General features: G+C 69.4%; 22 protein-coding genes. 11 read left to right on the top strand and 11 right to left on the bottom strand.

Annotated features, from left to right (window positions below; translation table 11 throughout):
- The 3 genes from ACFE7W_RS18705 to ACFE7W_RS18695 all read left to right on the top strand — a co-directional run.
- Nucleotides 1-969 (top strand): PKD domain-containing protein (locus tag ACFE7W_RS18705; protein ID WP_375426341.1); only part of this gene is annotated, 969 nt, incomplete at its 5' end.
- A 101-nt stretch (nucleotides 970-1,070) separates the two neighbouring features.
- A complete protein-coding gene (locus ACFE7W_RS18700; RefSeq protein WP_375426340.1) occupies nucleotides 1,071-1,787 on the top strand; it encodes a hypothetical protein in 717 nt (238 codons plus the stop codon).
- Between the two features lie 286 nt (nucleotides 1,788-2,073).
- Entirely contained in the window at nucleotides 2,074-4,536 is a 2,463-nt protein-coding gene (locus ACFE7W_RS18695; RefSeq protein ID WP_375426339.1) for a right-handed parallel beta-helix repeat-containing protein, read from the top strand.
- A gap of 303 nt (nucleotides 4,537-4,839) precedes the next feature.
- Here ACFE7W_RS18695 and ACFE7W_RS18690 read toward each other — a convergent pair whose 3' ends face one another.
- The 8 genes from ACFE7W_RS18690 to ACFE7W_RS18655 all read right to left on the bottom strand — a co-directional run bounded on the left by ACFE7W_RS18690 (nucleotide 4,840) and on the right by ACFE7W_RS18655 (nucleotide 15,768).
- Nucleotides 4,840-5,868, bottom strand: coding sequence for a nitroreductase family protein (locus ACFE7W_RS18690; RefSeq protein WP_375426338.1), 1,029 nt, complete (start codon nucleotides 5,866-5,868; stop codon nucleotides 4,840-4,842).
- Nucleotides 5,869-5,951: 83 nt separating this feature from the next.
- The gene (locus ACFE7W_RS18685; protein ID WP_375426337.1) at nucleotides 5,952-7,013 is read right to left on the bottom strand and encodes an acyltransferase family protein; all 1,062 of its coding nucleotides are present in this window, start codon (nucleotides 7,011-7,013) and stop codon (nucleotides 5,952-5,954) included.
- Between the two features lie 13 nt (nucleotides 7,014-7,026).
- A complete protein-coding gene (locus ACFE7W_RS18680) occupies nucleotides 7,027-8,349 on the bottom strand; it encodes a hypothetical protein (protein ID WP_375426336.1) in 1,323 nt (440 codons plus the stop codon).
- A gap of 76 nt (nucleotides 8,350-8,425) precedes the next feature.
- The gene (locus ACFE7W_RS18675; RefSeq protein WP_375426335.1) at nucleotides 8,426-10,504 is read right to left on the bottom strand and encodes a glycosyltransferase; all 2,079 of its coding nucleotides are present in this window, start codon (nucleotides 10,502-10,504) and stop codon (nucleotides 8,426-8,428) included.
- Nucleotides 10,501-12,030 carry a lipopolysaccharide biosynthesis protein gene (locus tag ACFE7W_RS18670; RefSeq protein WP_375426334.1) on the bottom strand — a complete coding sequence of 510 codons (1,530 nt, stop codon included), beginning with the start codon at nucleotides 12,028-12,030 and terminating at the stop codon, nucleotides 10,501-10,503. The genes ACFE7W_RS18675 and ACFE7W_RS18670 overlap by 4 nt, the downstream gene beginning before the upstream one ends.
- Nucleotides 12,031-12,184: 154 nt before the next feature.
- A complete protein-coding gene (locus ACFE7W_RS18665) occupies nucleotides 12,185-13,888 on the bottom strand; it encodes a sugar transferase (RefSeq protein WP_375426333.1) in 1,704 nt (567 codons plus the stop codon).
- Nucleotides 13,889-14,148: 260 nt separating this feature from the next.
- Entirely contained in the window at nucleotides 14,149-15,057 is a 909-nt protein-coding gene (locus ACFE7W_RS18660; RefSeq protein ID WP_375426332.1) for a glycerophosphodiester phosphodiesterase, read from the bottom strand.
- Between the two features lie 162 nt (nucleotides 15,058-15,219).
- Complete coding sequence (locus tag ACFE7W_RS18655) at nucleotides 15,220-15,768, bottom strand: histidine phosphatase family protein (RefSeq protein WP_375426331.1); 549 nt, start codon at nucleotides 15,766-15,768, stop codon at nucleotides 15,220-15,222.
- A gap of 87 nt (nucleotides 15,769-15,855) precedes the next feature.
- Here ACFE7W_RS18655 and ACFE7W_RS18650 point away from each other — a divergent pair, with 87 nt between their 5' ends.
- The 4 genes from ACFE7W_RS18650 (at nucleotide 15,856) to ACFE7W_RS18635 (ending at nucleotide 20,200) form a co-directional block, all read left to right on the top strand.
- The gene (locus tag ACFE7W_RS18650; protein ID WP_375426330.1) at nucleotides 15,856-16,863 is read left to right on the top strand and encodes an acetylxylan esterase; all 1,008 of its coding nucleotides are present in this window, start codon (nucleotides 15,856-15,858) and stop codon (nucleotides 16,861-16,863) included.
- 139 nt (nucleotides 16,864-17,002) lie between these two features.
- Nucleotides 17,003-18,313 (top strand): ABC transporter substrate-binding protein, encoded by a 1,311-nt coding sequence (locus ACFE7W_RS18645; protein WP_375426329.1) that lies wholly within the window; start codon nucleotides 17,003-17,005, stop codon nucleotides 18,311-18,313.
- Nucleotides 18,314-18,319: 6 nt separating this feature from the next.
- A complete protein-coding gene (locus tag ACFE7W_RS18640; protein ID WP_375426328.1) occupies nucleotides 18,320-19,279 on the top strand; it encodes a carbohydrate ABC transporter permease in 960 nt (319 codons plus the stop codon).
- A gap of 3 nt (nucleotides 19,280-19,282) precedes the next feature.
- Nucleotides 19,283-20,200, top strand: coding sequence for a carbohydrate ABC transporter permease (locus ACFE7W_RS18635; RefSeq protein WP_375426327.1), 918 nt, complete (start codon nucleotides 19,283-19,285; stop codon nucleotides 20,198-20,200).
- Nucleotides 20,201-20,246: 46 nt separating this feature from the next.
- On the opposite strand, the gene ACFE7W_RS18630 is transcribed toward ACFE7W_RS18635, so the two are convergent.
- The gene (locus tag ACFE7W_RS18630) at nucleotides 20,247-21,254 is read right to left on the bottom strand and encodes a TRM11 family SAM-dependent methyltransferase (RefSeq protein WP_375426390.1); all 1,008 of its coding nucleotides are present in this window, start codon (nucleotides 21,252-21,254) and stop codon (nucleotides 20,247-20,249) included.
- 68 nt (nucleotides 21,255-21,322) lie between these two features.
- On the opposite strand from ACFE7W_RS18630, the gene ACFE7W_RS18625 reads away from it, so the two are divergent.
- The 4 genes from ACFE7W_RS18625 (at nucleotide 21,323) to ACFE7W_RS18610 (ending at nucleotide 23,953) form a co-directional block, all read left to right on the top strand.
- Nucleotides 21,323-21,748, top strand: a complete 426-nt coding sequence (locus tag ACFE7W_RS18625) for a fluoride efflux transporter FluC (protein WP_375426326.1) — start codon at nucleotides 21,323-21,325, stop codon at nucleotides 21,746-21,748.
- The gene (locus ACFE7W_RS18620) at nucleotides 21,745-22,116 is read left to right on the top strand and encodes a fluoride efflux transporter FluC (RefSeq protein ID WP_375426325.1); all 372 of its coding nucleotides are present in this window, start codon (nucleotides 21,745-21,747) and stop codon (nucleotides 22,114-22,116) included. Before ACFE7W_RS18625 ends, ACFE7W_RS18620 begins: the two co-directional genes overlap by 4 nt.
- Before the next feature lie 19 nt (nucleotides 22,117-22,135).
- The gene (locus ACFE7W_RS18615; RefSeq protein WP_375426324.1) at nucleotides 22,136-22,975 is read left to right on the top strand and encodes an alpha/beta fold hydrolase; all 840 of its coding nucleotides are present in this window, start codon (nucleotides 22,136-22,138) and stop codon (nucleotides 22,973-22,975) included.
- An 81-nt stretch (nucleotides 22,976-23,056) separates the two neighbouring features.
- Nucleotides 23,057-23,953, top strand: a complete 897-nt coding sequence (locus ACFE7W_RS18610) for a hypothetical protein (protein WP_375426323.1) — start codon at nucleotides 23,057-23,059, stop codon at nucleotides 23,951-23,953.
- An 85-nt stretch (nucleotides 23,954-24,038) separates the two neighbouring features.
- Here ACFE7W_RS18610 and ACFE7W_RS18605 read toward each other — a convergent pair whose 3' ends face one another.
- Complete coding sequence (locus tag ACFE7W_RS18605; protein WP_375426322.1) at nucleotides 24,039-25,010, bottom strand: sulfotransferase; 972 nt, start codon at nucleotides 25,008-25,010, stop codon at nucleotides 24,039-24,041.
- 141 nt (nucleotides 25,011-25,151) lie between these two features.
- Nucleotides 25,152-25,511: inorganic diphosphatase (locus ACFE7W_RS18600; protein ID WP_375426321.1), on the bottom strand; the 360-nt coding region annotated here is incomplete at its 5' end.

The raw sequence follows: 25,511 nt of genomic DNA, 5'->3' as shown, positions 1-25,511 counted from the left end.
TACAGCGTCAAGCTGACGGTGACCGACAACTCCGGTGCGACCGACTCGGTCACCACGTCCGTGACGGTCACCGCGGCGCCGGTGAACGTCGGCCCGAAGGCGGCCTTCACCTCGACCTCGGCCGACCTGAAGGTCAGTGTGGACGGGTCGACCTCGGCCGACTCCGACGGCACCGTGGCCTCCTACGCCTGGTCCTACGGCGACGGCGGCACCGGGACCGGCAAGACCGACAGCCACACCTACGCCGCCGCTGGCACCTACAGCGTCAAGCTGACGGTGACCGACAACTCCGGTGCGACCGACTCGGTCACCAAGTCCGTCACCGTGACTGCCCCGGCTCCCACCGTGGTCGCCTCGGACGCCTTCGGCCGGACCGGCACCAAGTGGGGCACCGCCGATGTGGGCGGCACCTGGACCGACTCCGGGGGCAGCTACTTCTCCACCAGCGGTGGCAAGGGTGTGCTGACGCTCCCCAAGGTCTCGGTCAGCCCGACGGCAACGCTGAGCTCGGTCTCGGTGCTCGACTCCACGACGACCGCTGAGTTCTCGGTCGACAAGGTGGCCACTGGCTCCGGCCTCTACGTCACACTGGCAGCCCGCAAGCAGGGAACGTCGGAGTACCGCCTCAAGGCGCGAATGATGTCTGATGGCACGATTCGACTGGACACCTACGTAGTCGTCTCGGGGACCGAAACCGCGATCAAAGAGTCAATGACCGGTCTCACCTACAGCGCCGGTGATGTCCTCAAGATGAAGTTCGTGGTGAGCGGAACTGGTACGACGACCCTCTCCGGGAAAGTCTGGAAGGCACCGGCCAACGAGCCTGCCGCCCCTCAGATCACGAGTACCAACAGTGCCGCCGGTCTTCAGAGCGCCGGTGCCTCAGCTGTGCAGGGATACCTGAGCGCCAGTTCGACCAGCGCTCCAGTGACCATCACCTTCGACAACGTGGTCGTAACCCGAAACTGACCACCCGTGGACGACTCCCACCCGGCGGGCCGCACGACGACGTGCGCCGCTGGGTGGGATGATCAGCTTCTGACCTCGGGGACACGACGGAGAGGCCGGCGATGGGACGCGGAACGCGCGAGCTCGAGGCGATGCGGCAGCTAGGCGCCGCCGGCCAGGTCCGTCCTGGGTCCGGTCCCGGCTCCTGTGCCGGTCTCACACACCGCACGACCCGGACGCTGGCGGCGAGCGTGCTGCTCGCGGGTCTGCTGCTGGCTGGTTGCAGCGGCAAGGCCGACGACACGACGCCGGCCCCCAGCGCCGGCTCGCCGGAGTCCGGTGTCGCGAACCCGTCCTCCACCCCGGTGGCGCCCGCGACGACCCCGGTAGCGCCGCCCACCTCCGGCAGCACCAAGAGCAGCGTCCCGAGCAAGAAGGTGACCAAGCGCAAGGCCGTCTCCCTCGACGGGAGCGGTGAGGCGGCGGACGGGGTGACCGTGTCCCTGACGAAGGTCAAGGCGATCACCGCCAAGGCCGTCGGACCGGGCGAGGTCAGCGGTCCTGGGGTCGCTATCACGGTCAGCATCGCCAACGGCACCAGCCAGCCCCTCGACGTCGGCTCCGTGGTGGTCAACCTCACCGCCGCCGACGACTCGCCGGGCGCGCAGATGACCGGGTCACCCGCCCGCTCGTTCTCCGGCTCGCTCAAGGCCGGCGCCAAGGCTTCCGGGGTGTACGTCTACGCCCTGGGCAAGGGCAAGCGCGATCCCGTCACCGTGGAGGTCACCGTCTCCCCGGCCGATCCGGTGGTCGTGTTCCGGGGCCGCGCCGCGTCCTGAGGGAGCGCCCTCGAGGGAGTCGTCCTCGTCTACGTGTGACCGAAATCACACACTTTGCCGGTAATGGCTGTGTGGCGTTGACCACGTCTGAGCTCGTGATTCTGCTTCCGCCGGGGTGGTGCTCGGTGCGTTCCCCCTGACCAACGCGCATTGGGCGTGACCCGCGGGTGTCCGAAACGTGATGATTCCGTGATTTTTGCCTGAGGGCCGCTTGTGCGATGCTTCGGTCGCAACGATTGCACAACAATCCAACAGCCATTGCCCCCGACTGCAGGAGTGCCCCTTCATGCCATCGTTTTCTACTGGCGCGCGCCCTCATCGGGCGGGCTCGATCATCGCTCTCACCGCCACGCTGGTTGCCGGGGCCGCTCTGGCTTCCACCGCCCAGTCCGCCTCTGCCGCGACCTCGCTCGTCAGCGACGGGTTCAACCGCACGACCTCCTCGGGATGGGGCGCCGCCGGGACCGGTGGCGGCTGGTCCGTGACGGGCGGCACCGCTTCCGTCAGCGGCGGCAGCGGCATCGTCTCCGGCGTCGGTGCCGGCAAGTCGTTCGTCGCGGTCTCCTCGGCGAAGGCGGCCGACGTCGACAACCTCGCGACCTTCCTCGTCCCGACGGGTACTGAGATCTACTACAGCGCCCAGGCGCGTCGGCAGGGGAGCACAGCCTCCTACGCCACCCGGGCGCGGATCGACGGCAGCCGCAAGCTGCACGTCGAGGTCGTACGCCTGTCCGGCGGGGTCGCCACGGTCCTCGGACAGAAGGTGCTCTCCACCGTGAAGGCCGGCCAGCCAGTGAGCGTGGAGCTGTCGGTCTCCGGCACCTCGAGCGTCGCGCTGCGCGGCAAGGTCTACGTGAGCGGTACCAAGGCGCCCGACTGGCAGGTCAAGGTGACAGACTCCTCCAGCAAGCGGATCTCGGGCTCCGGCTCGATCGCGGTCAGCGGCTACGTCAGCCCGGGTAACAGCGCGCAGAGGTTCGCCACCACTGCGGTCATCGCCAGCAAGAGCACCGCCGCCGCGACGCCGGCCCCGGTACCGGCTCCGACCCCGGTCCCCGCCAGCCCGGCCGTCAGCACGAGTCACGGCGCCGCGTCCATCGGCTCGGCCAGCTATGCGGTCCCTAGCAACGCCGTCTTCGTCTCGACCTCCGGCAACGACAGCTCCGCGGGGACCCAGGGTGCGCCGGTACGGACGGTGACCAAGGCCCTCACCAAGGCCAAGTCAGGTAGCACTATCGTGCTGCGCGGTGGCACGTACCACGAGTACTTCATCGTCCCGCCGGGCAAGGCCGTCACCATCCAGAATTACCCCGGTGAGGCGGTCTGGTTCGACGGCTCCAGCCAGGTGACCGGCTTCACCGCCTCCGGCAGCGCCTGGCGGACGGGCAACTGGACCACTCAGTTCGACTCGAGCCCCACCTACACCCGGGGCGCGCCCGACGGCACCGCGGTCGGCTGGACTTTCCTCAACCCCGCGTACCCGATGGCCGCCCACCCGGACGCGGTCTGGATCGACGGCACCGAGCAGACCCAGGTCAGCAGCCTGAGCAAGGTCACGGCCGGCACCTTCTACGTCGACTACGGCAGCAAGGCGCTCTACCTCGGCACCAACCCGTCCGGCCGGACGGTCGCCGCCAGCACACTGAGCCAGGCGGTCTCGCTGCGGGCGTCTGGCACCACCATCCGCGGCGTCGGCTTCCGCCGGTATGCCTCATCGGTGCCTCAGCAGGGCGTCATCACGACCTACTACCCGGGCCAGCACCTGGAGAACGTCGAGGTCCGAGACAGCAGCACCGGCGGTATAGGCATCTTCGACACGGGTTGCTCGCTCAAGAACGTCACGATCACCGGCAGCGGCCAGATGGGCCTGCAGGCCAGCTACGCCGACGGGCTGGTCGTCGACAACGTCTCCATCCGCAACAGCAACGACCAGCACTTCAACGCCACCCCGAGTGCGGGCGGCTTCAAGGTCACCACGACGCGTGGCTTCACGCTGAAGAACAGCGAGATCAGCGGGACCGACGGTAACCAGTTCTGGGCCGACCAGTCGACCTTCGACATCACGCTGGTCAACAACACCGTCACGAACGGCTCTCGATTTGGCATGGTGCTTGAGATCTCGTCGACCGCCGTCGTCGCCAACAACGTAATCAGTGGTAACGCCCGGGACGGGCTGATGATCTCCGACACCGACAACGTGCAGGTGTGGAACAACACCATCGTGAACAACGGCTATGCGGCCATCGCGGTGGTCCAGGACAAACGCCGAATCACCCAGCTCAACGTGGCCGGGCACGACAAGCGGCGAGCCCAGCCTGACGCCTCGATGCCGTGGATCAGCCGCAACATCACGGTCGCGAACAACATCCTCACCGGCGGCAGCGGCGACAAGGCGACCATCTTCCACGTCGAGGGCTGGGAGCGGGTGTACACCGGTGAGCAGATGGTGACCTCCTCCAACGGCAACGTCTTCAGCCGGACCTCGGCCGCGAGCCCGAAGAACACCGTGGTCTGGGGCAACGCCGGCACCTATGCCACCGCGTACGCCACCCTGGCGGACTACCAGAAAGGCACCGGACGGGACCCGGCGAGCTACTCGCTGGTCGCCTCGAGCCCGGTGAACGGTGCCTTCCAACCGATCGCGGCGGTCTCCAGCCGGGACAGCAGCGTCGGGCAGGCCCTGCCGTCCGGCGTCGCGACGAAGCTCGGCAGGTCAGCCGGCACTCGGCACCTGGGCGCCTGGCGCTGACGCAGGCCCTCCGGGCGGCGGCGGGCTCCGAGAATCTCACGGTTCTCGGGCCTGCCGTTGCTCTAGAGAGCCACTTTGGGGGGCTTGCGTCTGCGCTAGCCTCCCTTGTCGAGGCGACACGCACTGCACGAGCTCTTGACCCGTGTAGGCAGCGACAAGCATCCCCCGGGACGGCACTCGAGATTCGGCACGGCGCCCACCCGGCCAGCACCGACGGCTTTCAAAGCAAGCGTGTCTCTGACGATTCATAACCGTTGCTTCACACGTCTTGACTCATCCTTTGACGCCCGCTCCTCGCACGAATCAGCGCAGCTCCAACACCTCGTTCAGCGGGACCCGATTCGAGCTGGCCACGGTGTAGCTATCGCGTAGCACCCCGAAGCCGACGAGCATGATGACGACGGCTTCGGCCGGCAGGTCGGCGACCTCGCGCAGCCTCCGGTCGATCGACGGCGGCTTGCTCCAGTTCAGGCAGATCGTGCCCAAGCCGCGGGCGTGCAGTCCGAGCACGAAGCTCATCGCGAACAGGCCGCCGTCCACCCAGGCCTGGTTACGCTCGCCCGCAGCCCAGAAGTTTCGTAGGTCACTGGTGATGATCGCCAGCCCGCCGAGCTCGGTGCCGAAGCCGCGGGCCCCGCCCTGGACCTCGAGGATCCGGGCGATCTCGGCCTTGTCGGTGTGGACATAGACGCGGTTGTACTGGCGATTGCAGACCGCTGGGGCCCGTTGGGCTGCCGCGGCGGCGAACTCGATGTCTGCGACGTCGACTGGGACATCGCTGTACTGGCGGACCGAGGACCGAGAGCTGAAGAAGTCAAGACCGGTGGTCCCCACCGCCCGCTCGATCTGCGTCCGCTCGACCTGGCGCACGCCCGCAGCTCCGGACTGGGCCGCTAGGTGGTGCTCGGCCTCCAGCAGCAGGGCGGTGATCGCGGCGTGGTGCGGCGTGACCGCCCCGGCCGATTCGTTGAAATCCCGGTAGGAACGCAGCACCAGCAGTGGCGTCGTCACCCAGGCGTCGTAGCCGTAAGCCGACAGGTAGGCGCTGAGCAGAGTCACCAGCGTCCCCACCGGCTGCTCACCGAAGCCCGGACGGGGGTCCGACAACGAGAGACCCTTTTCGAGGTTGTGGTAAGTCGCTGTGATCTTCGAGCGGAGGTTCTCCTTCGAGCCGTAGGGGCCCGTCGAGGAGGAGTGCCGCAGGTAGCGGCGGAAGTCGTACGCGAACGCCGGCACCAGCTCCTGCATCGTCCGCTGGACCCGGATGACCCGTTCACGACCTCGGCGCACTGGCCGCGGCACCAGCTGGATGACCTTCTGCTTGACCGACACGGTTCGCTCCTGCTCTCTCGGGTGGAGGGGACACCGAGCGCAAAGATTCTAGTGGTCATTTCGGGAACCTCTGGAAACGACCACTAGCGGTCTATCGCCGGTGTCTTGGGACGGAGAAAGCTCACCTGCTCGAGCTGGTGGGTCGCCCACCGCGTGGGTAGCTGCGGGGCCTGGAAGACCCAAGCGATGGGGACGCGGTGCCGCAGCCGGGTCAGCAACTGGCAGACCGAGAAGGCCACCACGAAACTGAGGGGCGCGACGACGAGCAAAGTCCGGACGTGTACGGCGTAGAGGCCGCTCATCACGCCGAACATGATGGGGAAGTGGGCGGTGTAGTAGACCAGGGAGTTGCGTCCGATTGTGTTGATCCAGCCGACCAGCCGACCGGCGCGCTCGAGCGCTTGGGCGCCGGCGACGGCGCACAGTATGCCGGCGAAGGACAGCGGGCCGAGTTCGATCCGGTACGCGAGCTCGCGCGTGTAGATCGAGCTGGCGACCCCCATGCCGAGGGTCAGTACGCCCCAGGCAGCCAGCCACCGGCGCCGGAGCAGGTGCTCCAGCCAGTGCGGCCGCTCGGCCATAGCCTTGCCAAGGAAGAAGAATACGGCGAAGTAGGTCAGTCGCTTCTCGGTGCTCGGGTCGAGGACGAAGCTGACTGCGGCGAAGGCGATGACGATCGCCAACGTGGGAACCCGACGCAGCAGGGGGGCGATGAAGTAGTAGACGCCGATGAAGAAAAGAAACCACAGGTAGCTCGTCGCGTACCAGGACCGCCAGTGCCACCACGGATGGGCGTAGCCGAGGAGGTGACGGTCGAGCATGACGAAGAGCACGTAGGGCCACACGATGGCGGCAATTTTGCCGACGTAGTACTTCGGCAGCGACTTGCGCAGTGAGGCCGGCAGCAGCATGCCCGACAGCACCATCAGCGTCGGCATCCGGAACGGGAGGAAGAACATGTTGGCGGCTTGGACCCCGGGCGACATCTTGGCGCCGAACAGAGCCGGGATGGCCGGTGCGTGCCAGATCATCACGAGCAGAATGGCTGTGCCGCGGAGCTGGTCCATCCACTCCAGGCGTTTGCGGCGCACCACCGCGACCTGCTGTTCCGTGGCGGGCTGGTGGCTCGGAGGAGACACGCTCATCTGATGACCTCTCCTAGCCCCTGGTGCCCTGCAGGACCCGCCTGGCGGGTGGCGCCGGATCGGCCGTCCGGGGGTGCTGAACCGACATCGGTCCCTGCCGTGGTGCGCGGGTCTGGTTGGCGATGACCTGGGTGCTGATCGCCAGGCCCACCGCGAACCAGAACACCGCCGCGTACTGAGTTATCAGCGCCACCGTGACGAGGGCGGGTAGTTGGGCGATGACCGCGACGACCGCGAGGGTGGCTCGGCCGCGGAACAGCGCAGCGACGGCTCCCGCGAACAGCAGCGCCAGCAGCGCCGTCGGCACCCATCCGTAGGTGAGCGCGAAGAGGAGGAGCGCGTTGTCGACCGACCCGAACTCCCCGATCGAGGTCTGGGAGGTGGTCGAGACCGTGAAGTTGGCGGCGAGGCCGAAAGGCTGAATGTATCCGACCAGCTGCAACAGTTCGGAGCGGTACAGCGCGCTCCCTTCGGCTTCGTTGCCCGAGGCGAGAAACACGTCCCGGATGCTGACGAAGACGACCCCGGCGCTGACCATGGCCAGGATCAGCAGGCCGATCCGGTAGCGGCGGCTGAGTGGGTTGCGGACAAACAGGCATGCGACCACGACGCCCAGGGCTGCGGTGATCATGCCGGTGCGGCTAAACGTCACCACGGCACCACCCAGCAGGACCACCAGCATCGCCGTCTTAATCCAGGGGCGGAACCGGCTGCCCAACGTGAGCGTGGCGGCGATGGCCAGGGAGCTCCCCAGGGCGATCGAGTGGCCGAACGCGCCCTCGGCACGGAGGATCCCGCCGCGGGGTTGCTGGGTCCGCCACTGGTCGAAGAGAGCGGTTCCATTACCGAGGTAGGTGATGAAGACGTTCAGCCCGGTGACGAACTCAGCCAGGGCGAGCACGGCGGCGATGGAGAAGAAGACCGCGACAGCGCCGTAGATCCACCGGGCGTCGAGGACTGAGGTGACGACCCGACCGAGGAGGAACGCCCCGGACCAGATGACGAAGAGGTCGAAGGTCGCCGTCCGAGTCGTGAGCTTGAGCGCGTACTCGGCCAGCACGGTCACGGCGACCGCGAGGACCACGGCATCGGCCACGGACCAGCGGAACCGGTTGGTAGTCGGCACGAAACTGGCGGCGGCCAGCAGACCGACGATGGCGAACGCCGGGAAGTAGACGGTGATGGTCTGCCCGATCCAGATCGGGATGAAGCAGATCACGAACAGCCAGACCACGATCGCCGCCTTCGGCGACATGCGGAGCGCACTGAACGCGAGCACGAGGAGCAGCGCAGCGGCGGCCAGATTGAGCGCCGTGCTGAACAGCTCCGCGCTCACGGACCTACCTCGCGCGACTCGCTGAGCGATACGCACGACCTCAGGACGGTCGCCATCCGGCACCCTACTTCCGACGTCACGCCTGGCCCTGCTGCGGAGCTGCGCTGCTGGTCGGCTGGATAGCGCGACCGGATGATCGTAGACCACGAGGGGCTGCGGCTTGGATACGTTCCCGTCGGCGTTCTGGCCGGCCGCCGACCAGAGCGGCGGCCCTTCGGTAGGCCCGCAGGTGCAGCTCGGCCGCCGCATCCCAGTCTCGTGCGGCGAGGTCAGGGCGCCCAGGCACCTCTGCGGCGACCGCCGTCAACGCGCTCGTCAGGGCGGCTGCGTCCAGCGCCCCGGCGTAGGTGTGTACCCAGCCAGGGCCGACCTCCTCGGCGAGCTGAGCGTTGACCTCGTTCTCGGGCACTAGGACGGGGCGGTCGAGGGAGAGCGCGGCGAGCACCCCGCCCGAGTTGTGCATCTCCCGGTAGGGCAGCACGACGAGCTGGGCGGCCGAGGCGGCTGCCACCAGCTCGGCGTCGGTCAGGAACTCCAGGTGCATGGCGACCCGCGGGTCGGGCTCGGCCAGCACGGTCAGCTCTTCCCGCAGCTCGGCCGTCGACGGCTTTCCGCCGACGAAGAGGCTCACGCTCGGATCGGCGGTAGCGCGGAAGGCCGAGATCAAGGTGTCGACCGCCTTGTAGCGGCGGATCAGGCCGAAGTAGGCGACCCGGCCGGGTACCTGCGCGGGCCGGGGATAGTTGGCGAACCAGTCGCGGTAATGCCCGTGCACGATCGTCTCGTACGGGCGGTCGAGGCGGGCGCCGCTGGTGTTGATCCGGACCAGCAGGGTCGTCCGGCGCTGAAACCAGCGCAGCAGCACGACCTCGCGCCGGCTGATGCCCGAGGGCAGCTCAAGGTTGTGCAGGGTTCGGACAATCGCCGTACCCCGCCGCTGGAGCCGCAGTAGAAACAGCACGAACATCAGCTGCCGCAGCACCTTCTTCGCCGCGCTCGGACCGGTGACCAAGATCTCGGGCCAGTGCGCGTGGAAGACGTCGTAGTCGCGCGTCAGGGCGCGGCGCCAGCTGAACGTGTCCACCGTGACGTCCGGATGCGTGTCTAGCGCCTGCCAGAGCATCCAGATGTACGGGTTCGTCGTCGGCCGCGGGTCCGGGAACGACTGCAGCACCCGGACCGGACGTGCCGGTCTATCCTTACGTTCCCTGAGCCTGTCGAAGGGCGACCGTCGGACCTGACGCATCAGCCGCAGCCCGTCGACGGTGCCGGTCACCGCGGCCCGCCACGGGGCAAACGAGGTGAGCAGCTGGCGTCGGCCACCGCGCAGCACGATGCCGTACGCTTCCGATAGGGCGGTGCGCACCCACCGGCGCCGGTCCGCAGCAACCAGGTGATGCGCAGCGAAGAGCAGCCGGTTGCGGATGTTGTAGTAGTAGTACGTCGCCGAACGCGCCCGGCTGCCGCCCTCGCCCTGGGTGCCGCCCTCGTCGTGCACCGCCTCGGCGTCGCGCACTACCTCCAGCGTGGCCCCGGCCTCCCGGGCCCGCCAGGACAGGTCGACGTCCTCCCAGTAGAGGAAGTAGCGGTCGTCGAAGCCGTTGATGGCCTCCCAGAGCTGGCGGCTGAGCAGCAGGCACGCCCCGCTCAGCCACATCTCGGCTCGGGGGACGGGCTTGCTTGCGCGCTTGCGGGTAGCCCGCATCCGGCCATTGTCGAGGTAGAGGTCGGTCCCGTCGGACCAGATCCGGCCCTCGGTCGTGCGGATCACCGGCGCTGCGAGCACCGTTGGGTCGGCGGTGACGACCTCGCGCAGCCGGCTCAGGCTCGGCCCGCCGATCCGGGCGTCCGGGTTCAGCAGCAGCAGCTGTTCGGCTCCGGCGGCCGTCGCCGCGGCCACCCCGCGGTTCATGCCGCCCCCGAAGCCTAGGTTGGTGGGTGAGGCTACGAGCGTCCAACCGTGCTCGAGGCAGAGGCGTTCAACAGCTGCGAGCTCAGCGGTGGTGGTGAAGTTGTCCACCACCACCACCTTGATGTCGGGGGACTCTGCGACGACGTGCGTCAGGTTGGTGGCCAGCAGCCCGGCCGAGCCGTAGTTGACCACCACGACCGCGCAGCGCGGCCGCTCCAGCGGCTCTTGGTCGGTCTCGCTCATGCGGCCTTGCGCTGCAGGCCCGAGCGGACGATCTGCACGACGCCGGTGACGTCGCGCCGGTAGACCGGCACAGCGAGGAACGCCAGGGCATACACCGCTGCGGCCCCGAGGATGCCGGCGGGCAGCTGCAGCCAGCGGCCGCCGGCACTCGCCCACTCGCAGGCTCCGTACGAGCCCGCGGCGACGGCAGCTGTGAGCGCGGAGATCCGCAGGGCCTGCATGATCAGCGGCCGCACCGTCACGGTGGACTTGCGCGACAGCCACCAGAACGACAGCGGCCAGGAGATCGCGGGCGCCAGTGCGAAGCCCCAGGCCACCCCGATGACGCCCCAGGTGCTGCCGAGAAGGATGCAGCCGACCTTGATGCTGACCGAGATCACCGTGTACTGGAGGAGCTCGGTGGTGAGGCCGTGGGCGAGGTAGATCCAGAGGCCGACGTAGGCCAAGGTCTGGAAAATGCCGGCCACGGCGAGCAGGCGCAGGATCGGCTCTACCGAGGTCCACTGCGCCCCGAGGAAGATCGAGGTGATGGGTTCGGCGGCGCCGATGACCAGGCCGAGGCCGATGACGAGGGTGAGCCCAAGCGCTGCTTGGCCCCGCATGAGGTAGCGGTGCGAGGCGTCGCGATCTTCGGTCAGCCGGGCCAGGACGGGCAGTGCGACCTTCGTGGTCGGACCGCGCAGCTGCCCCAGCGGCGTCATCAGGAGTTGGAACGCGCGGTTGTAGAGACCGAGGGACACCGAGCCGAAGCGGGTGCCGATGGTCAGGGAGTCGACGTTGTTGCCGAGATAGCCGATGAAGACCGAGCCGGCCCACTTCCAGCCGAAGGTGAAGAGCTCGCGCATCGGGGCGGGCCGGGGACGGCGCGGGACCCAGTGCGCGGTCCAGCCGTTGCCGATCAACAGGACCACCGACAGCACGATCTGCTGCACGGCCAGCGCCCAGAAGCCAGCTCCGGCCAGCGCAGCGACGACCGCCAGCGCCAGCGCGACCGCGGGCGCGGCGATGTCCACGGCCGCCAGAGCCGTGAACCGCAGCCGCCGGTTGAGGTCTGCCCGGTACTGGGTCCCCAGGCCGTTCAGAACGAAAACGAAGGAGAGCACGTGCGTCAGCTGGACCAGCTCGGGCCGACCGTAGAGCATTGCAATCAGCGGAGCGCAGAAGAAGACCAGGATCGTGAAGGCCGCACCGGCGGCGGTGTTGATCCAAAATAGGTTGTCGCGCTGGGCGTGGGAAAGCGTCTTCGCCTGAATGGCTGCCGTCGAGAGACCGAAATCGCGGAAGATCTCGGCGACGCCGATGACGGCCGTCACCATGGCGACCAGGCCGTAGTCGCCCGGGGTGAGCAGGCGGGCGAGGAGCACGACGCCGACCACCTGCAGCACGATTTTGATGACCTGGGACCCGACGGTGACCAGCACGCCGCGTGCCGCCTGGTTGCCGAGCGCCTTGCGTTCGTCGCCGTCGGGCGCGGAGCCGTGCGCCGTCGCTTGGGACGCCTCCGGAGCCACCGGTTCCGTCGTCACGACGCCCACCGCCCGTGGAGGCGCGCTGCTGCTACCCCGAGTTCAGGGGACCGTCGAGCGGTCCGGCACTGAGCCCTCATTCGTTCCCGTCCTTGCCGTGGGCGGCCCACTTTACGGGGCCGCGCAATTGATCGTGCTGAGTCCGGGCAGGTGCTCAGAAGGCACCGCGGCGGGCGACCACCGCGAAGAAGGTCTTCCACAGGATCAGCAGGTCGAGGGTGAGGGTCCAGTTCTCGACGTAACGCAGGTCGAGCCGGACGGTCTCCTCCCAGCTGAGCAGCGATCGGCCGCTGACCTGCCACAGACCGGTGAGGCCGGGCGTGACCAGCAGCCGGCGGCGCGCGTGGTCCTCGTACCCGTCGACCTCGGACTGCAGCGGCGGCCGGGGTCCGACGAGCGACATGGTGCCCGCCAGCACGTTGAAGAGCTGAGGCAGCTCGTCGAGGGAGAAGCGGCGCAGGAAGCGTCCGACGCGGGTGACCCGGGGGTCCTCCTCCATCTTGAACATGGTGCCGATGGTCGGGTTCTGCGCCCGTAGCTCGGCCAGCCGCGCCTCGGCGTCGGTGTGCATGGAACGGAACTTGAACATGGTGAAGGTCGAGCCGTCGAGCCCGACGCGGGTCTGGCGGAAGATCACCGGGCCGCGGTCCTGCAGCTTGACCGCCACGGCCAGCGCGGCCAGCAGCGGGGAGATCAGGACCAGGCCGCCACCGGTGAGCACGAGGTCGGTGGCCCGCTTGACGAACCGGCGCCAGCCGGTGAAGTGGGGCTGCTCGACGTGCAGCAGCGGCAGCCCGACGTAGGGGCGGATGTGCATCCGCGGTCCGGCGACCTCGACCAGGCCGGGGTGGACGAGCAGCTCGACGCCGGCGCCCTCGAGCGCCCAGGAGAGCTCACGCAGGTAGTTGTGCCGCGTCGCGTCACTGCCCGTGACGGCGATCGAGTCGGCACCGTAGCTGCGGACCAGGGCGGGGACCTGGTCGAGGTCCCCGATCACGGCCAGTCCGGCCTCGCGGGCCCGGGCCACGTCGGCGTGCGGCACGCAGACCCCGATCACCTGGATGCCGGCGTTCTGCTCGCGGGTCAGCACGGTGGTGAGGTCGAGGGCGGCGTACGCGCTGCCGACCACGATCACACGGCGGACGTTGCGGCCGGCGCGCTGCTGACGGTGCAGGTTGCGGCGGGCGACGAAGCGCGCCAGCATGCTCCCGACGCCGGCCAGCGGCACGGCGATGACCGAGGTGGTCGCGACACCGACGCTGTGGGTGATGGCGGTGGGAAAGGCCCCGACCGCGACGGCGAAGACGACGGCTCGCATCACGGCTCGCAGCTCGTCGTCCCCGACGCCGATGTTGTTGCGCTCGTAGCCACGGCTGACCGCGATGGAGACCGGCCAGGCCAGGCCGGTGGCCAGCACGAGCACGACCATCTTCGCGGTGCTGAAGTCCGAGCCGGCCACCGGCAGCGCGACCAGCACGGCCAGCATGCCGATCACGAGGTCGGAGACGGCGACGGCCGTGGTGTAACGCCGGGACCAGGCGGCGAGGTTCGGCAGCCGACGGGTCGGCGGCTCGAGGACGACGGCGGTGGGCAGGGCCCGGCCCGCGGTCTCACCGGAGGTGTCGGCCGGCCGGCGGCGGGTCACGTCGGCGGAGTTCGTGTCCGGGCTCACGTCGTTCGACGGCTGCGCCGGGCGCTCCAGCAGCGCATCGCGGTGGTCGGCGACGACGGAGACGTCGCGGTCACGCTCGCGGCGCTCCACGGAGCCGAGCCGCTCGTCGGTCGTCGTGCCGTCGGCCGGCTGCGGCCGGTCGTTTTCGGCGCCGGTAGGCGCGGCCAGGAAGTCAGGTGATGCCATGTCTCGTTACTTTCCCCGTTTGTCTTGTCGCCCCCCGACAAGATCACGAACCCGCTGCTCGACACAGTCTCGACGTACTAGCCGGTGCCCCGCCGTACTCGCGAAGGAGAACGACATGGGCCGGTTTCGATACACACCGTGAACAACCAGGAGCCTGGAGACTATCAAAAGGTCACTTTGAGAGCTCCTTTTCGATATGAGATCGTGATATGACTCGCACCACAGGCAGTGCTATACCTTCTCTTAGCCATTTCTCAGTCTCAACGAATCGCGATCCTACCGGTCGTGGAGGCTGCTCGCGGCAAAAGCTCGGAGATCGTCGAGGTCATCAGGCCCTGGCAACCGAGACCGACGGCCCGGTCCCGGTCGGCGGCGGACCGGATCGGCCACATGATGGCCGGCTTCTGGTGCTCGGACGCGGCGCTCACGACGTCGGAGACGAAGGCGTCGGACTCCGTCGCCGCGGCGCCGAGAAGGTCGAGTGAGGAGGACGCCGCGAACCGCGCGAGGTTGTCCCCGAGGTGCGCCGGCTCGTTCAGTACGTAGCCCCAGGTGGTGAAACCGTGCTCCTTCGCCTCGGCGAAACGGGGCCCGTTCACGTACTGCTTCCAGATCACGCGCTCGGGGTGGCCGAGCCCCGCCATCCTGGCCATCAGCGGGGCCTCGGCGGCCGGCACCTTCGCCTCGACGAAGAGCACGAAGCGGTCCGCATAAGCGTCGACGACCTCATCGAACCTGGTCAGAGGACGTGCCGGCTGGCCGGGGTCGGTGGTGTCCTTGGCGCTGACCTGCAGCCCGGACAGGGTCTGCCACGTCTCCTCGGCGATCGTGTACGGCACGCCGGTCACCCGGGTGGTCGTGGGGTCGTGACTGCAGACCAGGACGCCGTCCGCGCTCAGGCAGACCGAGACCTCCAGCGCCGCCAGCCCGGGCAGCTGGCTGGCCTGCCCGTAGGCGTAGGCCGTCATCTCCGGCCAGTCACCGCCGCCGCCGCGGTGCGCCGCGTAGAAGGGGTGACCCGACAACAGACCCGTGACCGTGGCCGGCGCCGCGGCCGGAGTGCGGGTCCGACCGCACCCCGAGACCGACACCACACCGGCCGCGAGACCGCCGAGAAGCGTCCGGCGGGAGAGCCGGGAGGCGGGACCGGTCGAGGGGGGTGCGGTCATCGGAGGCTTCCTGTCGTGCGCAATTGAGTAGGACAGTGTAGGCAGCGATCACCTCCGGACCAGAATTGCCGCCGGAATTGAGTGAGGAGAATGACACCCCTCGGGGGGTGGTGGAAACGCCCCTGATACCTCGATGGCGCGTATTCGTGACGCCATTGGCACTCAGTCGAAATATTGCCCGCCGACACCCTGGGGCACCCGTAGTCCCACGAGCTCGGCCGCACCGGGCCCAGGGCTCGCGGGGCCGTACCGCAGCACCGCGAGGGCCGCGGGCGGGTAGGAGGAGAGGGCGGCCGAGGCGGCCGGTGCCGAGCCCGGACCGGCGAGCATCGTGACGGCTTCAGGGACCGCCGGGGCGTGGCCCACCACGAGGACGGTCGGGGCCCCGTCCAGGCCGACCGGATCCACCTGCCCGACCAGCGCGAGCAGCTCCTCGGCGCTCGCCTGGTAGAGCTGCGGCACGAGCTCGACCACCGGACCCGTCGGTCGAGCCTCCAGGCTCAGCTGCGCCAACGTCTCGCGGGTGCGGACGGCCGGGGAGCAGAGCACGTGGTCCACCCGCAGGCCCGCGCCCCGCAGGAAGGCGCCGACGCCAGCCGCCTCGCGGTGACCGGAGGGGGAGAGCGGGCGGTCGACGTCCCGCCCGCCGGGGCGGCTCGGCTCCGCGGTGGCGTGCCGGAGCAGCAGCAGGGTCTGGACCGGCGGAGTCATCTGGGCACGGTAGTGCGAACGGCAGCCGGGGTCGACCACCTCCCGGGCCGACACAGGGCTGCGGCCCTCCGCCACTACAGTCGCGCCGTGCCCCTCACCGATCTCTCGCTGGCCGAGCTGCAGACCTACTCACCGGACGTGGCCGAGCCGGAGGACTTCGACGCGTTCTGGTCCGGCAGCATCGCCGAGGCCCGGTCCTACCCGCTGGACCTGCGCGCTGAGCTCGTCGACAACAAGCTGGCGCTGCTGGACACCTACGACCTGACCTTCGCGGGCTGGGGCGGCACGCCGGTCCGGGCCTGGCTGCACGTGCCGGCCGGCGCCGGCGGCCCGCTGCCCACCGTCGTGCAGTACCACGGCTACTCGATGGGGCGGGGCTTCCCGTACAGCAGCACCCTGTGGGCCCAGGCCGGCTACGCCCAGCTGGTGATGGACACCCGCGGCCAGGGCTGGGCGGTCGGCGGGCCCAGCGCGACGGCCGACGCCGCGATCGAGAGCGGGGAGAACCACTCGCCGGGGTTCATGACCGCCGGCATCCTCGACCCGTCGACCTACTACTACCGGCGGGTGTACCTCGACGCGGTCCGGCTGCTCGAGGCGGCCGGCGAGCTCGAGCTGGTCGACGAGCACCAGATGGTGGTGACCGGTGGCAGCCAGGGCGGCGGGCTCGCCATCGCCGCTGCGGGGCTGGCGCCGCTCGCCGGCGTCCGGCTGCTGGGCGCCGCTCCCGACGTCCCCTTCCTCTGCCACTTCGTCCGCGCGGTCGAGGTGTCCCCCGTGCGGCCCTACACCGAGATCGTGGAGTACCTGGCCGGCTGGCGGCAACACGCCGAGGCGGCGTACCGCACGCTGTCCTACGTCGACGGGGTCAACCTCGCCCGTCGGGCGGAGGTGCCCGCGCTGTTCTCCGTCGCCCTGATGGACCCGGTCTGCCCGCCGTCGACGGTCTACGCGGCCCACCATCTCTGGGGCAGCCGCGCGGTCGATCGGCCACCGAGTGAGATCCGGGTCTACCCGCACAACGGGCACGAGGGTGGTGGCGCCTACCAGCTCGACGTCCAGCTCGACTGGTTCGCGGCGCTGTTCGGCGGCTGACCGGTTGCGCCGGTGCCCCCTCCGGGTGTCCGGGGAGCAACTGCTGCCTGTGTCTTCCGCGTGAGAGGGCCGCGAGTGTTACCCAGGTGTCTATGGTGGTGTTCGTTGCAATGAAGCCACAACCAAGGAGCATCTTCTCGTGACCGCTGAGACCATCCCTTCCCTGCCGCTCGAACGGCGCACCCTGCTGAAGGGCCTCGCGGTCAGTGCGCTGGCGCTCGGTGGCGGATCCGTGCTGAGTGCCTGCACCGGAGCCAAGCAGCCGACGGCCGGCGCGTCGGCCTCCGTCTCGAAGACCACCACGCTGGGGTCCTCGGGCTCCGACGCGGCGCCCAAGAAGGCCATCGCCGCGATGGTCGAGGCGTTCCAGACCAAGTCCGGCGACACGGTGAAGATCAACACCGTCCCGCACAACGACTTCCAGAACAACATCAACAGCTACCTGCAAGGCAGCCCGGACGACGCCTTCACCTGGTTCGCCGGCTACCGGATGCGTTACTACGCGGCCAAGGACCTGGTGGCGCCGGTCGACGATGTCTGGTCGACCATCGGCGGCAACTTCAGCGACAGCATCGCGAAGGCCTCGACCGGCGACGACGGCAAGAAGTACTTCGTGCCGATCTACAACTACCCCTGGGGCTTCTTCTACCGCAAGAGCGTCTGGGAGGCGAAGGGCTACACCGAGCCCGCGACCTTCGACGAGCTGAAGACGCTGTGCGCGAAGATGAAGGCCGACGGCCTGATCCCGATCGCCTTCGCCGACAAGGACGGCTGGCCCGCGATGGGCACGTTCGACTACCTGAACATGCGGCTCAACGGCTACCAGTTCCACGTCGACCTCTGCGCCCACAAGGAGAGCTGGGACCAGCAGAAGGTCAAGGACGTCTTCGACAACTGGAAGTCGATCCTGCCGTTCCAGGACCCGGCGGCCCTCGGTGCGACCTGGCAGGAGGCCGCCACCGGCCTCGGCGCCAAGAAGTCCGGCATGTACCTGCTCGGCTCCTTCGTCACCCAGCAGTTCAGCGACAAGGCGACCCTGGCCGACATCGACTTCTTCCCCTTCCCCGAGATGGCGGTCGAGGGCCGCGACGCCGTCGAGGCCCCGATCGACGGTTACATGCTGAGCAAGAAGGGCGGCGACAACCAGGCGGCCAAGGACCTGCTCGCCTACATCGGCTCGGCCGACGGCGAGAACGTCTACTACGCCAACGACCCGTCCAACCTGCCGGTGGCCAAGGGTGCCGACCTGTCGAAGCTGACCACGCTGAACAAGAAGTGCGCCGACGTGATCGCCAACGCCAAGTCGATCAGCCAGTTCTTCGACCGTGACGCACTGCCGGCCATGGCCAACAACGTGATGATCCCGGCGCTGCAGGGCTTCGTGAAGAGCGGGACGATCGACACCGCGAACCTGGAGAAGCAGGCCAAGTCGCTCTACGCGAGCCAGTAGTCCCCGATGGCCGTCTCCGCACCTGCGGTCACCTCCACCGGCCCTTCCGCCGCCACTCCGGTGCGCGCGCGGAAGGCCCGGCGGGGACATCTGCTGACGTCTCGGGACAAGGTGGTCCTGGGTGTCATGGTGGCGATCCCGACCCTGATCCAGGCGCTGGTCATCTGGATACCGATGTTGTTGTCGGTCGGGCTCTCCTTCACCCGCTGGAACGGGCTGTCGCTCTCCGACATCAAGTCCGCGGGCGGCGCCAACTACTCCTTCGTGCTGGAGGACTACCCGCCCTTCTGGCCCGCCGTCCAGCACAACATCATCTGGCTGCTGTTCCTCGCCGTCATCGGGACTCCGCTGGGCCTGCTGCTGGCCGTGCTGCTCGACCAGAACATCCGTGGCAGCCGGATCTACCAGAGCATCTTCTTCGTCCCCGTCATGCTGTCCCTGCCCCTGATCGGCATCATCTGGCAGCTGATGTACGCCCGTGACGAGGGATTCATCAACAACCTGATCGGCACGGCCGGCACGCCGAGCGCGGTCGACTGGTTCGGCAACTCCAACGTCAACCTGTGGGCGGCCCTGATCGCAGCGACCTGGCGGCACGCCGGCTACGTGATGGTGCTGTACCTCGCGGGGCTGAAGGGTGTCGACCCGGCCCTCAAGGAAGCAGCGTCCATCGACGGCGCCAACGAGACGAAGACCTTCTTCCAGGTGGTCTTTCCCTCGATGAGGCCCATCAACATCGTCGTCGTGGTGATCACGATCATCGAGGCCCTACGGGCTTTCGACATCGTCTACATCATCAACAAGGGCACCAACGGTCTCGAGCTGATCTCAGCCCTGGTGGTCCAGAACCTCGTGGGCGAGGGTCAGGTCATCGGCGTCGGGTCGGCGCTCGCCGTGATGCTCCTCGTCGTCTCCCTGGTGCCCATCACCATCTATCTCTCCCGGACGTTCAGCAAGGATGCGTGACCGATGACCACGACGCTGACTCCTCCGTCCCGGGTCAAGGACCCGCTGCCACCGACGCGGACCGGCAAGCTGAAGAAGCCGCACTACGGCACCCACCTGTTCCTGCTGGTCATGGCCGTGGTGTGGCTCGTCCCGCTGGTCTGGACGCTCTTCACGTCCCTTCGCCCGAAGGCCGACACCGACTCCTTCGGCTACTTCAGTTTCGGCGGCCACTTCAACTTCGACAACTACAAGAACGCCTGGGAGCAGGCGGGACTGGCCAAGTACTTCGTCAACTCGGTGATCATCACCGTCCCGACGGTCCTGCTGACCCTGATCCTCGCGTCGATGATGGCGTTCGCGGTGAGCCGGTTCACCTGGAAGTTCAACATCACGCTGCTGATCATGTTCACGGCCGGCAACCTGCTGCCTCCGCAGGTCCTGGCGGCGCCGCTGTTCGCCATGTTCAAGTTCATCCCGCTGCCGCTCTCGGTCAGCGACTCGGGGAACTTCCTGAACACCTACTACTCGGTGATCATCGTCAACACCGCGTTCCAGATCGGCTTCTGCACCTTCGTGCTCTCCAACTACATGAAGGCGCTGCCGACCGAGCTGACCGAGGCCGCCCTGGTGGACGGGGCCGGAGTGTTCAAGCAGTACACGAGCATCATCCTGCCGTTGTGCCGGCCGGCGCTCGCCGCGTTGGGGACGCTGGAGGTCATCTTCGTCTACAACGACTTCTTCTGGCCGTTGCTGTTCATCCAGAGCGGCGACCGGCTGCCCATCACCACCGGCATCAAGAACCTGCAGGGTGAGTTCTTCTCCGACTACAACCTGATCGCGGCCGGGGCGACCTTCACCATCATCCCGACGCTGGTCATCTACCTCGCCCTGCAGAAGCAGTTCGTCGCCGGCTTGACCCTCGGCGCCAGCAAGGGCTGACTCCGCGCCCTGAGCTTGTCGAAGGCCTCGACGAGGTTGCGGCCTTTCAGGGGGCGGAAGGCTTCACAGCGACGAGCACGTCGCGGTGGATCGAGGAGTCGACCCGGTGCCCGAACCGTCGGTACGGCTCGGAGTCGAGGGGCTCGAGCCCGGCCTGCCCGACCAGGTCGACCAGCCGTTCGCGGGTCAGCCCGAGAGTGTTCCACGAGATCCCGAGGGCTCCTCCGCCCTTGAGCTGGCCGGCCCAAACCCCTACCGATTCCCACAGCAGGCCGGCCGCCGAGCGGTCGCGCCTGCCCTCCGTGGCCTGGCTGCGGTGCACGATCCCGTAGGGAGCGTCGACCACCACGGCGTCGAAGCGGCGGCGCCCGTGCAGGGCGGCGGACTGGCGGGTGTCGCCGGAGAAGACGGTCAGGCTCTGCGGCCGCCCGCCGCCCGCGGGCGTCACCGTGACGTCGAGCCGCCGGCCCAGGCTCATACCCTCGCGGCGTACCGGGCTCATGTCGGCGGAGTGCTTCAGCCGCTTGCGCCGCAGGTAGGTCCGCAGGAACGCGGCGTACGCCTCGACAGCCTTGAGGTCGGACTCCACGCCGGCGGCGTCGTGGCCGAGGACGAGGGCGGTGCTGAGGGTGGTGCCGCGTCCGCACATCGGGTCGAGCACCGTCACCGGGCCGGACGGGGCGCGTCGGAGCGAGGCCAGCGTGACGTTGACCAGCAGCCGGGTGAACTGCTCGTTGGTCTTGCCCGGGTACTTGGGGATGGTGACCAGGTCGTCGTCGAAGCGGTCGGGTACCTCGAGCGGCACGGGCAGCAGCTGGCCCTGCCCGCGGCGGAAGAGCGCGTACGCGGCCGAGAGCCGGCCCAGTGCGGCGGTCGTGGGCTGGTCGAGCTCGGACAGGTCGAGGGCGAGGTAGCCGACGCCGGCCAGCTGGAGGGCCTCGACCGGGGCGCTGCCGCCCAGCAGGATGGCCAGCTCCGCCGCCACCAACTTGTCCGCTGCGCCCGCGTACACGCGGTTGCTCGAGGGGGCGAGCAGCACCAGGTGGTCAGCCACGGTGAGGGCGCGGTCGAGGAGGGGTCGGCACGGCCTCATCGTAGTGAGCCGGCGCGTTACGGTGAGCCGTGACCGCGGCCGAGCGACCCGTGCACCTGCGCGGCCGCAGCATCGTGCTGGTGTTCGCCGGCGGCACCATCGGAACCGGTCTGCGCTACGGGCTGAGCCGGCTGGTGCCGCCGTGGGCCGGGGTGCCGGTGGCCGTTCTGGGCATCAACGTGCTGGGCGCCTTCGTCCTCGGGTTGCTGCTCGAGTCGCTGCCACGCGCCGGATCCGACGACGGGTGGCGCCGGGACCTGCGCCTGGGCGTGGGCACCGGGGTGCTGGGCGGGTTCACCACCTACAGCGCCCTGGCGACGGACACCGCAACCCTGCTCGCCGGAGGTCATCCCGCGTACGGCGTCGGCTACGCGACCGGCACCCTGGTCCTGGGCCTGCTGGCGGCCGCCCTCGGGATCTGGAGCGCGGGCCATCGGCAGGGCACGCTCCCGTGATCGGCGTGGGGGTGGCGCTGGCGGGTGGCCTCGGAGCCGTGGTCCGGCTGGTCCTGGACGGCGCGCTCAAGGCCTGGACGGGCGGCCGCTACCCGGTGGGCACGACGGTGATCAACCTCAGCGGCTCGCTGCTGCTGGGCCTGGTCGTCGGGCTGGCCGGGACGGTGCTGCCCGAGCCGGCGCGGCTGGTGCTGGGCACCGGCTTTCTCGGCGGCTACACCACCTTCAGCACGGCGGCGGTGGAGACGGTACGGCTGGCGGCCGAGCACCGACGGCTGGCGGCGTGGGCCAACGGGTTGGGGATGCTGGTGGCCGGGGTCGGGCTGGCCGCCCTCGGGTTCGGGGCCGGTCTGGCCCTGGCCGGGTGAAGCGGCCAGACTGACGCCCATGAGCGAGCGGCTGACCCAGTTCACCTCGGAAGGCCTGGTCTTCGACGTCGTCGACGCCGGACCCCTGGACGGGCCGGTGGTGATCGCTCTGCACGGCTTCCCGCAGACCTCGGCCGCCTGGGCCGAGGTCACGCCGGTGCTGACCGACGCCGGCTTCCGGGTCCTGGCTCCCGACCAGCGCGGCTACTCACCCGGCGCCCGGCCGCAGGCGGTCTCCGCCTACAGCCTCGACCATCTCTGCGCCGATGTGCTGGCCCTGGCCGACGCCGCCGGCGCCGACCGGTTCTCCGTGCTCGGCCACGACTGGGGCGCGATCGTGGCCTGGACGCTCGCCGGCTCACGGCCCGACCGGGTCACGACGCTGACGGCGGTCTCGGTCCCGCACCCGGCGGCGTTCGTCCGGTCGTTCGCGGGGACGCAGCTGCTGCGCTCCTGGTACATGGCCGCCTTCCAGGTGCCCGGTCTGCCCGAGCGCGTGCTGCGAGCCCACGGCGGGCGTCGGTTGCGGTCCTTCCTCCTCAGCAGCGGTGCGCCGGACCCCGAAACCGCGGTGCGGCTTTTCGCCGACCCGCGGGCGGCAACCGGAGCCCTCAACTGGTACCGGGCCCTGCGGCAGCCCTCGTCGGTCAAGGCCGGCCTGACGCGCGTGCCCACGCTCTACGTCTGGAGCGACGGCGACACCGCCCTCGGACGCCGCGGGGCCGAGGGCACCGAGCGCTTCGTCCGGGCGCCGTACCGGTTCGTCGCTCTGGAGGGTGTCTCCCACTGGGTGCCGGAGGAGCGCCCGGTCGAGCTGGGCGAGCTGGTGGTCGACCACCTGCTGGCCCACGCCGGCTGAGGGGACTCCTCGACCAGGCAATCCCTACCAACCCGGTGAGATGGCCCGGTGAGCCGCCCCGGGCTCGCCTACAGTCTCGGGATGAGCACGCTGGTCGACCTGGATCTCCCGCGGTACGACGACGCCGAGGTGGTGGTCCCCGCGCCCGGGAGCGGTCCGGGCAACTGGGCCGGCGCGGCCAGCGCCACGGTCGTGGACGGGGCGGTCTGGCTGACCTACCGGGTCCGGCGTCCGCTGGACGAGGGCCGCGGCGTCAGCGTCGTGGTGGCCCGGTCCGAGGACGGGATCCGTTTCCGGACCGTCGCCGAGATCCACCGGGACGCCTTCGGGGCGGCCTCGCTCGAACGTCCGGTGGTGGTGCGCCGGCCCGAGGGCGGCTGGCGGCTCTACCTCAGCTGCGCGACCCCGGGCTCGAAGCACTGGTGGATCGAGGCGCTGGACGCCGACCGGCCCGAGGACCTGGCCACCGGAGGACGGCACCTGGTGCTGCCCGGGGACGACCGGTGGGCGGTCAAGGACCCGGTCGTCCTCGCCGGTCCCGACGGCTGGCGGATGTGGCTCTGCTGCCATCCGTTGACCGAGGTCGGCGCCGAGGACCGGATGGTCACCCGCTACCTGACCAGCCCCGACGGCCTGCGCTGGGATGACCACGGCGTCGTGCTGGCCGGTTCGCCGGGGCAGTGGGACGCCCGCGGGACCAGGGTGACCGCCGTGCTGTCGGTCGAGCCGTTGACCGTGCTCTACGACGGCCGCGACAGCGCCGCCGCCAACTGGTTCGAGCGGACCGGGCTCGCCGTCGAGCGCGAGGGCCGGCTGGTGCCCGTCGGCGAGGGCCCGGTGGCCTGGTCGCCCGACAGCGACCAGGCGCTGCGCTACGTGAGCGTGGTCGACCTGCCTGAGGGCCGTCGACGCTTCTACTTCGAGGCCGCCCGCGCCGACGGGTCGCACGACTTGATGACCTCGCTCAGCCGAGCCTGATCGGGCCCGACCCGTACCCGGGCGCACCCGAGTCGTGAGACCCGGATCGCCGATCCGGCCTTGGTCGGGCGCAGATCTGATCCACTCAGCCGGGCCGGACCGCCCGGTCCTTGAAGGAGCCGCGTCCTTCGGGTGAGCGCCAGTCCTGGAAGGACTCCCCGAGGACCTCCTCCAGCCGGGCGATGTCGTCCAGGCAGTCCTGCAGCAGAGCCGTTCGCTGCTCGGTGCTCAGCCGCGGACGCTGCTCGGTGCCGCCGCGCTGGAGCGCCGCCACCAGGGGCCGGCTCGCCCGGCGCCAGACCTGCGGGGGAGCGTAGGCCCCGGCCCGGGCGCCCGCCCGGACGATCGGGGCCAGCAATCGGCTGCGTGGACCCGGCGGCACGAACGGGCGGGAGTTGTCGGGTGGGACCACCCCGACCTGGCCTGGGGCGATGCCGAGAAAGGTCGACACCCGGTCCAGGGTCTCGGCGGGCTTGGCGACCAGCTGCCAGTAGCGCAGCACCAGCACCCGCTCCCGGTCGACGCGCCCCAACAGGTCGGCCAGCTGCTCGCCGTAGCGGCCCATCCGACGGTAGTGCCAGAACGGTGCCCAGCCGGCGTCGATCCGGCGCTCCTCCGCGCGCCAGGCCGACACGAAATCGGGCTCGGGCTCGAGGCCGTCGACCCAGAGGTGCATCCAGTTCGAGTAGGCCCGGTCGATGGGGTCGCGGACCACTACCACGAACCTCGCGTCGGGCAGCTCCTCGGCCAGCCTTCGCCGGGCACCCGGTGAGTAGAGGTAGAACGGGGTGCTCTCCAGCCGGAGGGAGTCGGCGGGGGCCGGGGCGAAGAGCGCCTCGTAGTCGCGGCGGCGCCACACCCACTCCTGTTGGCTGTGCGCGTCGCCCGGTCCGCGGTAGGCCGGCGGCGGCGCGTCCGCGCACAGGTAGTACTTGGGCTCCTTCACCGGTGAGGCGAACACCCCGGGATGCCGGGCCAGCGCCGCGTGCAGCGCACTGGTCCCCGCCTTGGGCGCTCCGATGATGATCGCGTCGGGGCGGGATTGCCTGGTAACCATGCCCGGATACTAGGAGACCGGCACCGCCGAGGAGAGTCGAGTCCCGCCCTCCGGCCCCTCGGTCCTCACGTGAGCAGGGCGTCGTCCCGGGTCATGATGGCCGACCCCGGCCGAGCTCAGGTCAGGTCAGGTCAGGTCAGGTCAGTGACCTTCGGTCTTGGCCCGCTCGAAGCTCGCGACGATCTCGAGCTCCGCCTCGTCGACGTCGGCCCAGGTGGCGCCCTCGACGGACTTGCCGGGCTCCAGGTCCTTGTAGACGGTGAAGAAGTGCTGGATCTCCAGCAGCAGGTACTCCCGCACGTCCTTGATGGTGCGCAGGTGGTCACGACGGTGGTCCGAGGCGGGCACGCAGAGCACCTTGTCGTCGCCGCCGGCCTCATCGGTCATCCGGAACATCGCGATGGCGCGGCACTTGATCAGGCAACCGGGGAAGGTCGGTTCCGAGACCATGACCAGAGCGTCCAGCGGGTCGCCGTCCTGGCCGAGCGTGCCCTCGATGAA

Source organism: uncultured Friedmanniella sp. (genome assembly GCF_964244285.1).
Taxonomy (GTDB): Bacteria; Actinomycetota; Actinomycetes; order Propionibacteriales; family Propionibacteriaceae; genus Microlunatus.
This window is presented reverse-complemented; position numbering and strand designations above follow the sequence as displayed.

Excerpts from the sequence above, each read along its gene's own strand:
- ACFE7W_RS18700 (WP_375426340.1), top strand. The coding sequence starts at position 1,071 with ATGGGACGCGGAACGCGCGAGCTCGAGGCGATGCGGCAGCTAGGCGCC.
- ACFE7W_RS18695 (WP_375426339.1), top strand. The coding sequence starts at position 2,074 with ATGCCATCGTTTTCTACTGGCGCGCGCCCTCATCGGGCGGGCTCGATC.
- ACFE7W_RS18685 (WP_375426337.1), bottom strand. The coding sequence starts at position 7,013 with ATGAGCGTGTCTCCTCCGAGCCACCAGCCCGCCACGGAACAGCAGGTC.
- ACFE7W_RS18675 (WP_375426335.1), bottom strand. The coding sequence starts at position 10,504 with ATGAGCGAGACCGACCAAGAGCCGCTGGAGCGGCCGCGCTGCGCGGTC.
- ACFE7W_RS18665 (WP_375426333.1), bottom strand. The coding sequence starts at position 13,888 with ATGGCATCACCTGACTTCCTGGCCGCGCCTACCGGCGCCGAAAACGAC.
- ACFE7W_RS18660 (WP_375426332.1), bottom strand. The coding sequence starts at position 15,057 with ATGACCGCACCCCCCTCGACCGGTCCCGCCTCCCGGCTCTCCCGCCGG.
- ACFE7W_RS18655 (WP_375426331.1), bottom strand. The coding sequence starts at position 15,768 with ATGACTCCGCCGGTCCAGACCCTGCTGCTGCTCCGGCACGCCACCGCG.
- ACFE7W_RS18640 (WP_375426328.1), top strand. The coding sequence starts at position 18,320 with ATGGCCGTCTCCGCACCTGCGGTCACCTCCACCGGCCCTTCCGCCGCC.
- ACFE7W_RS18635 (WP_375426327.1), top strand. The coding sequence starts at position 19,283 with ATGACCACGACGCTGACTCCTCCGTCCCGGGTCAAGGACCCGCTGCCA.
- ACFE7W_RS18615 (WP_375426324.1), top strand. The coding sequence starts at position 22,136 with ATGAGCGAGCGGCTGACCCAGTTCACCTCGGAAGGCCTGGTCTTCGAC.
- ACFE7W_RS18610 (WP_375426323.1), top strand. The coding sequence starts at position 23,057 with ATGAGCACGCTGGTCGACCTGGATCTCCCGCGGTACGACGACGCCGAG.
- ACFE7W_RS18605 (WP_375426322.1), bottom strand. The coding sequence starts at position 25,010 with ATGGTTACCAGGCAATCCCGCCCCGACGCGATCATCATCGGAGCGCCC.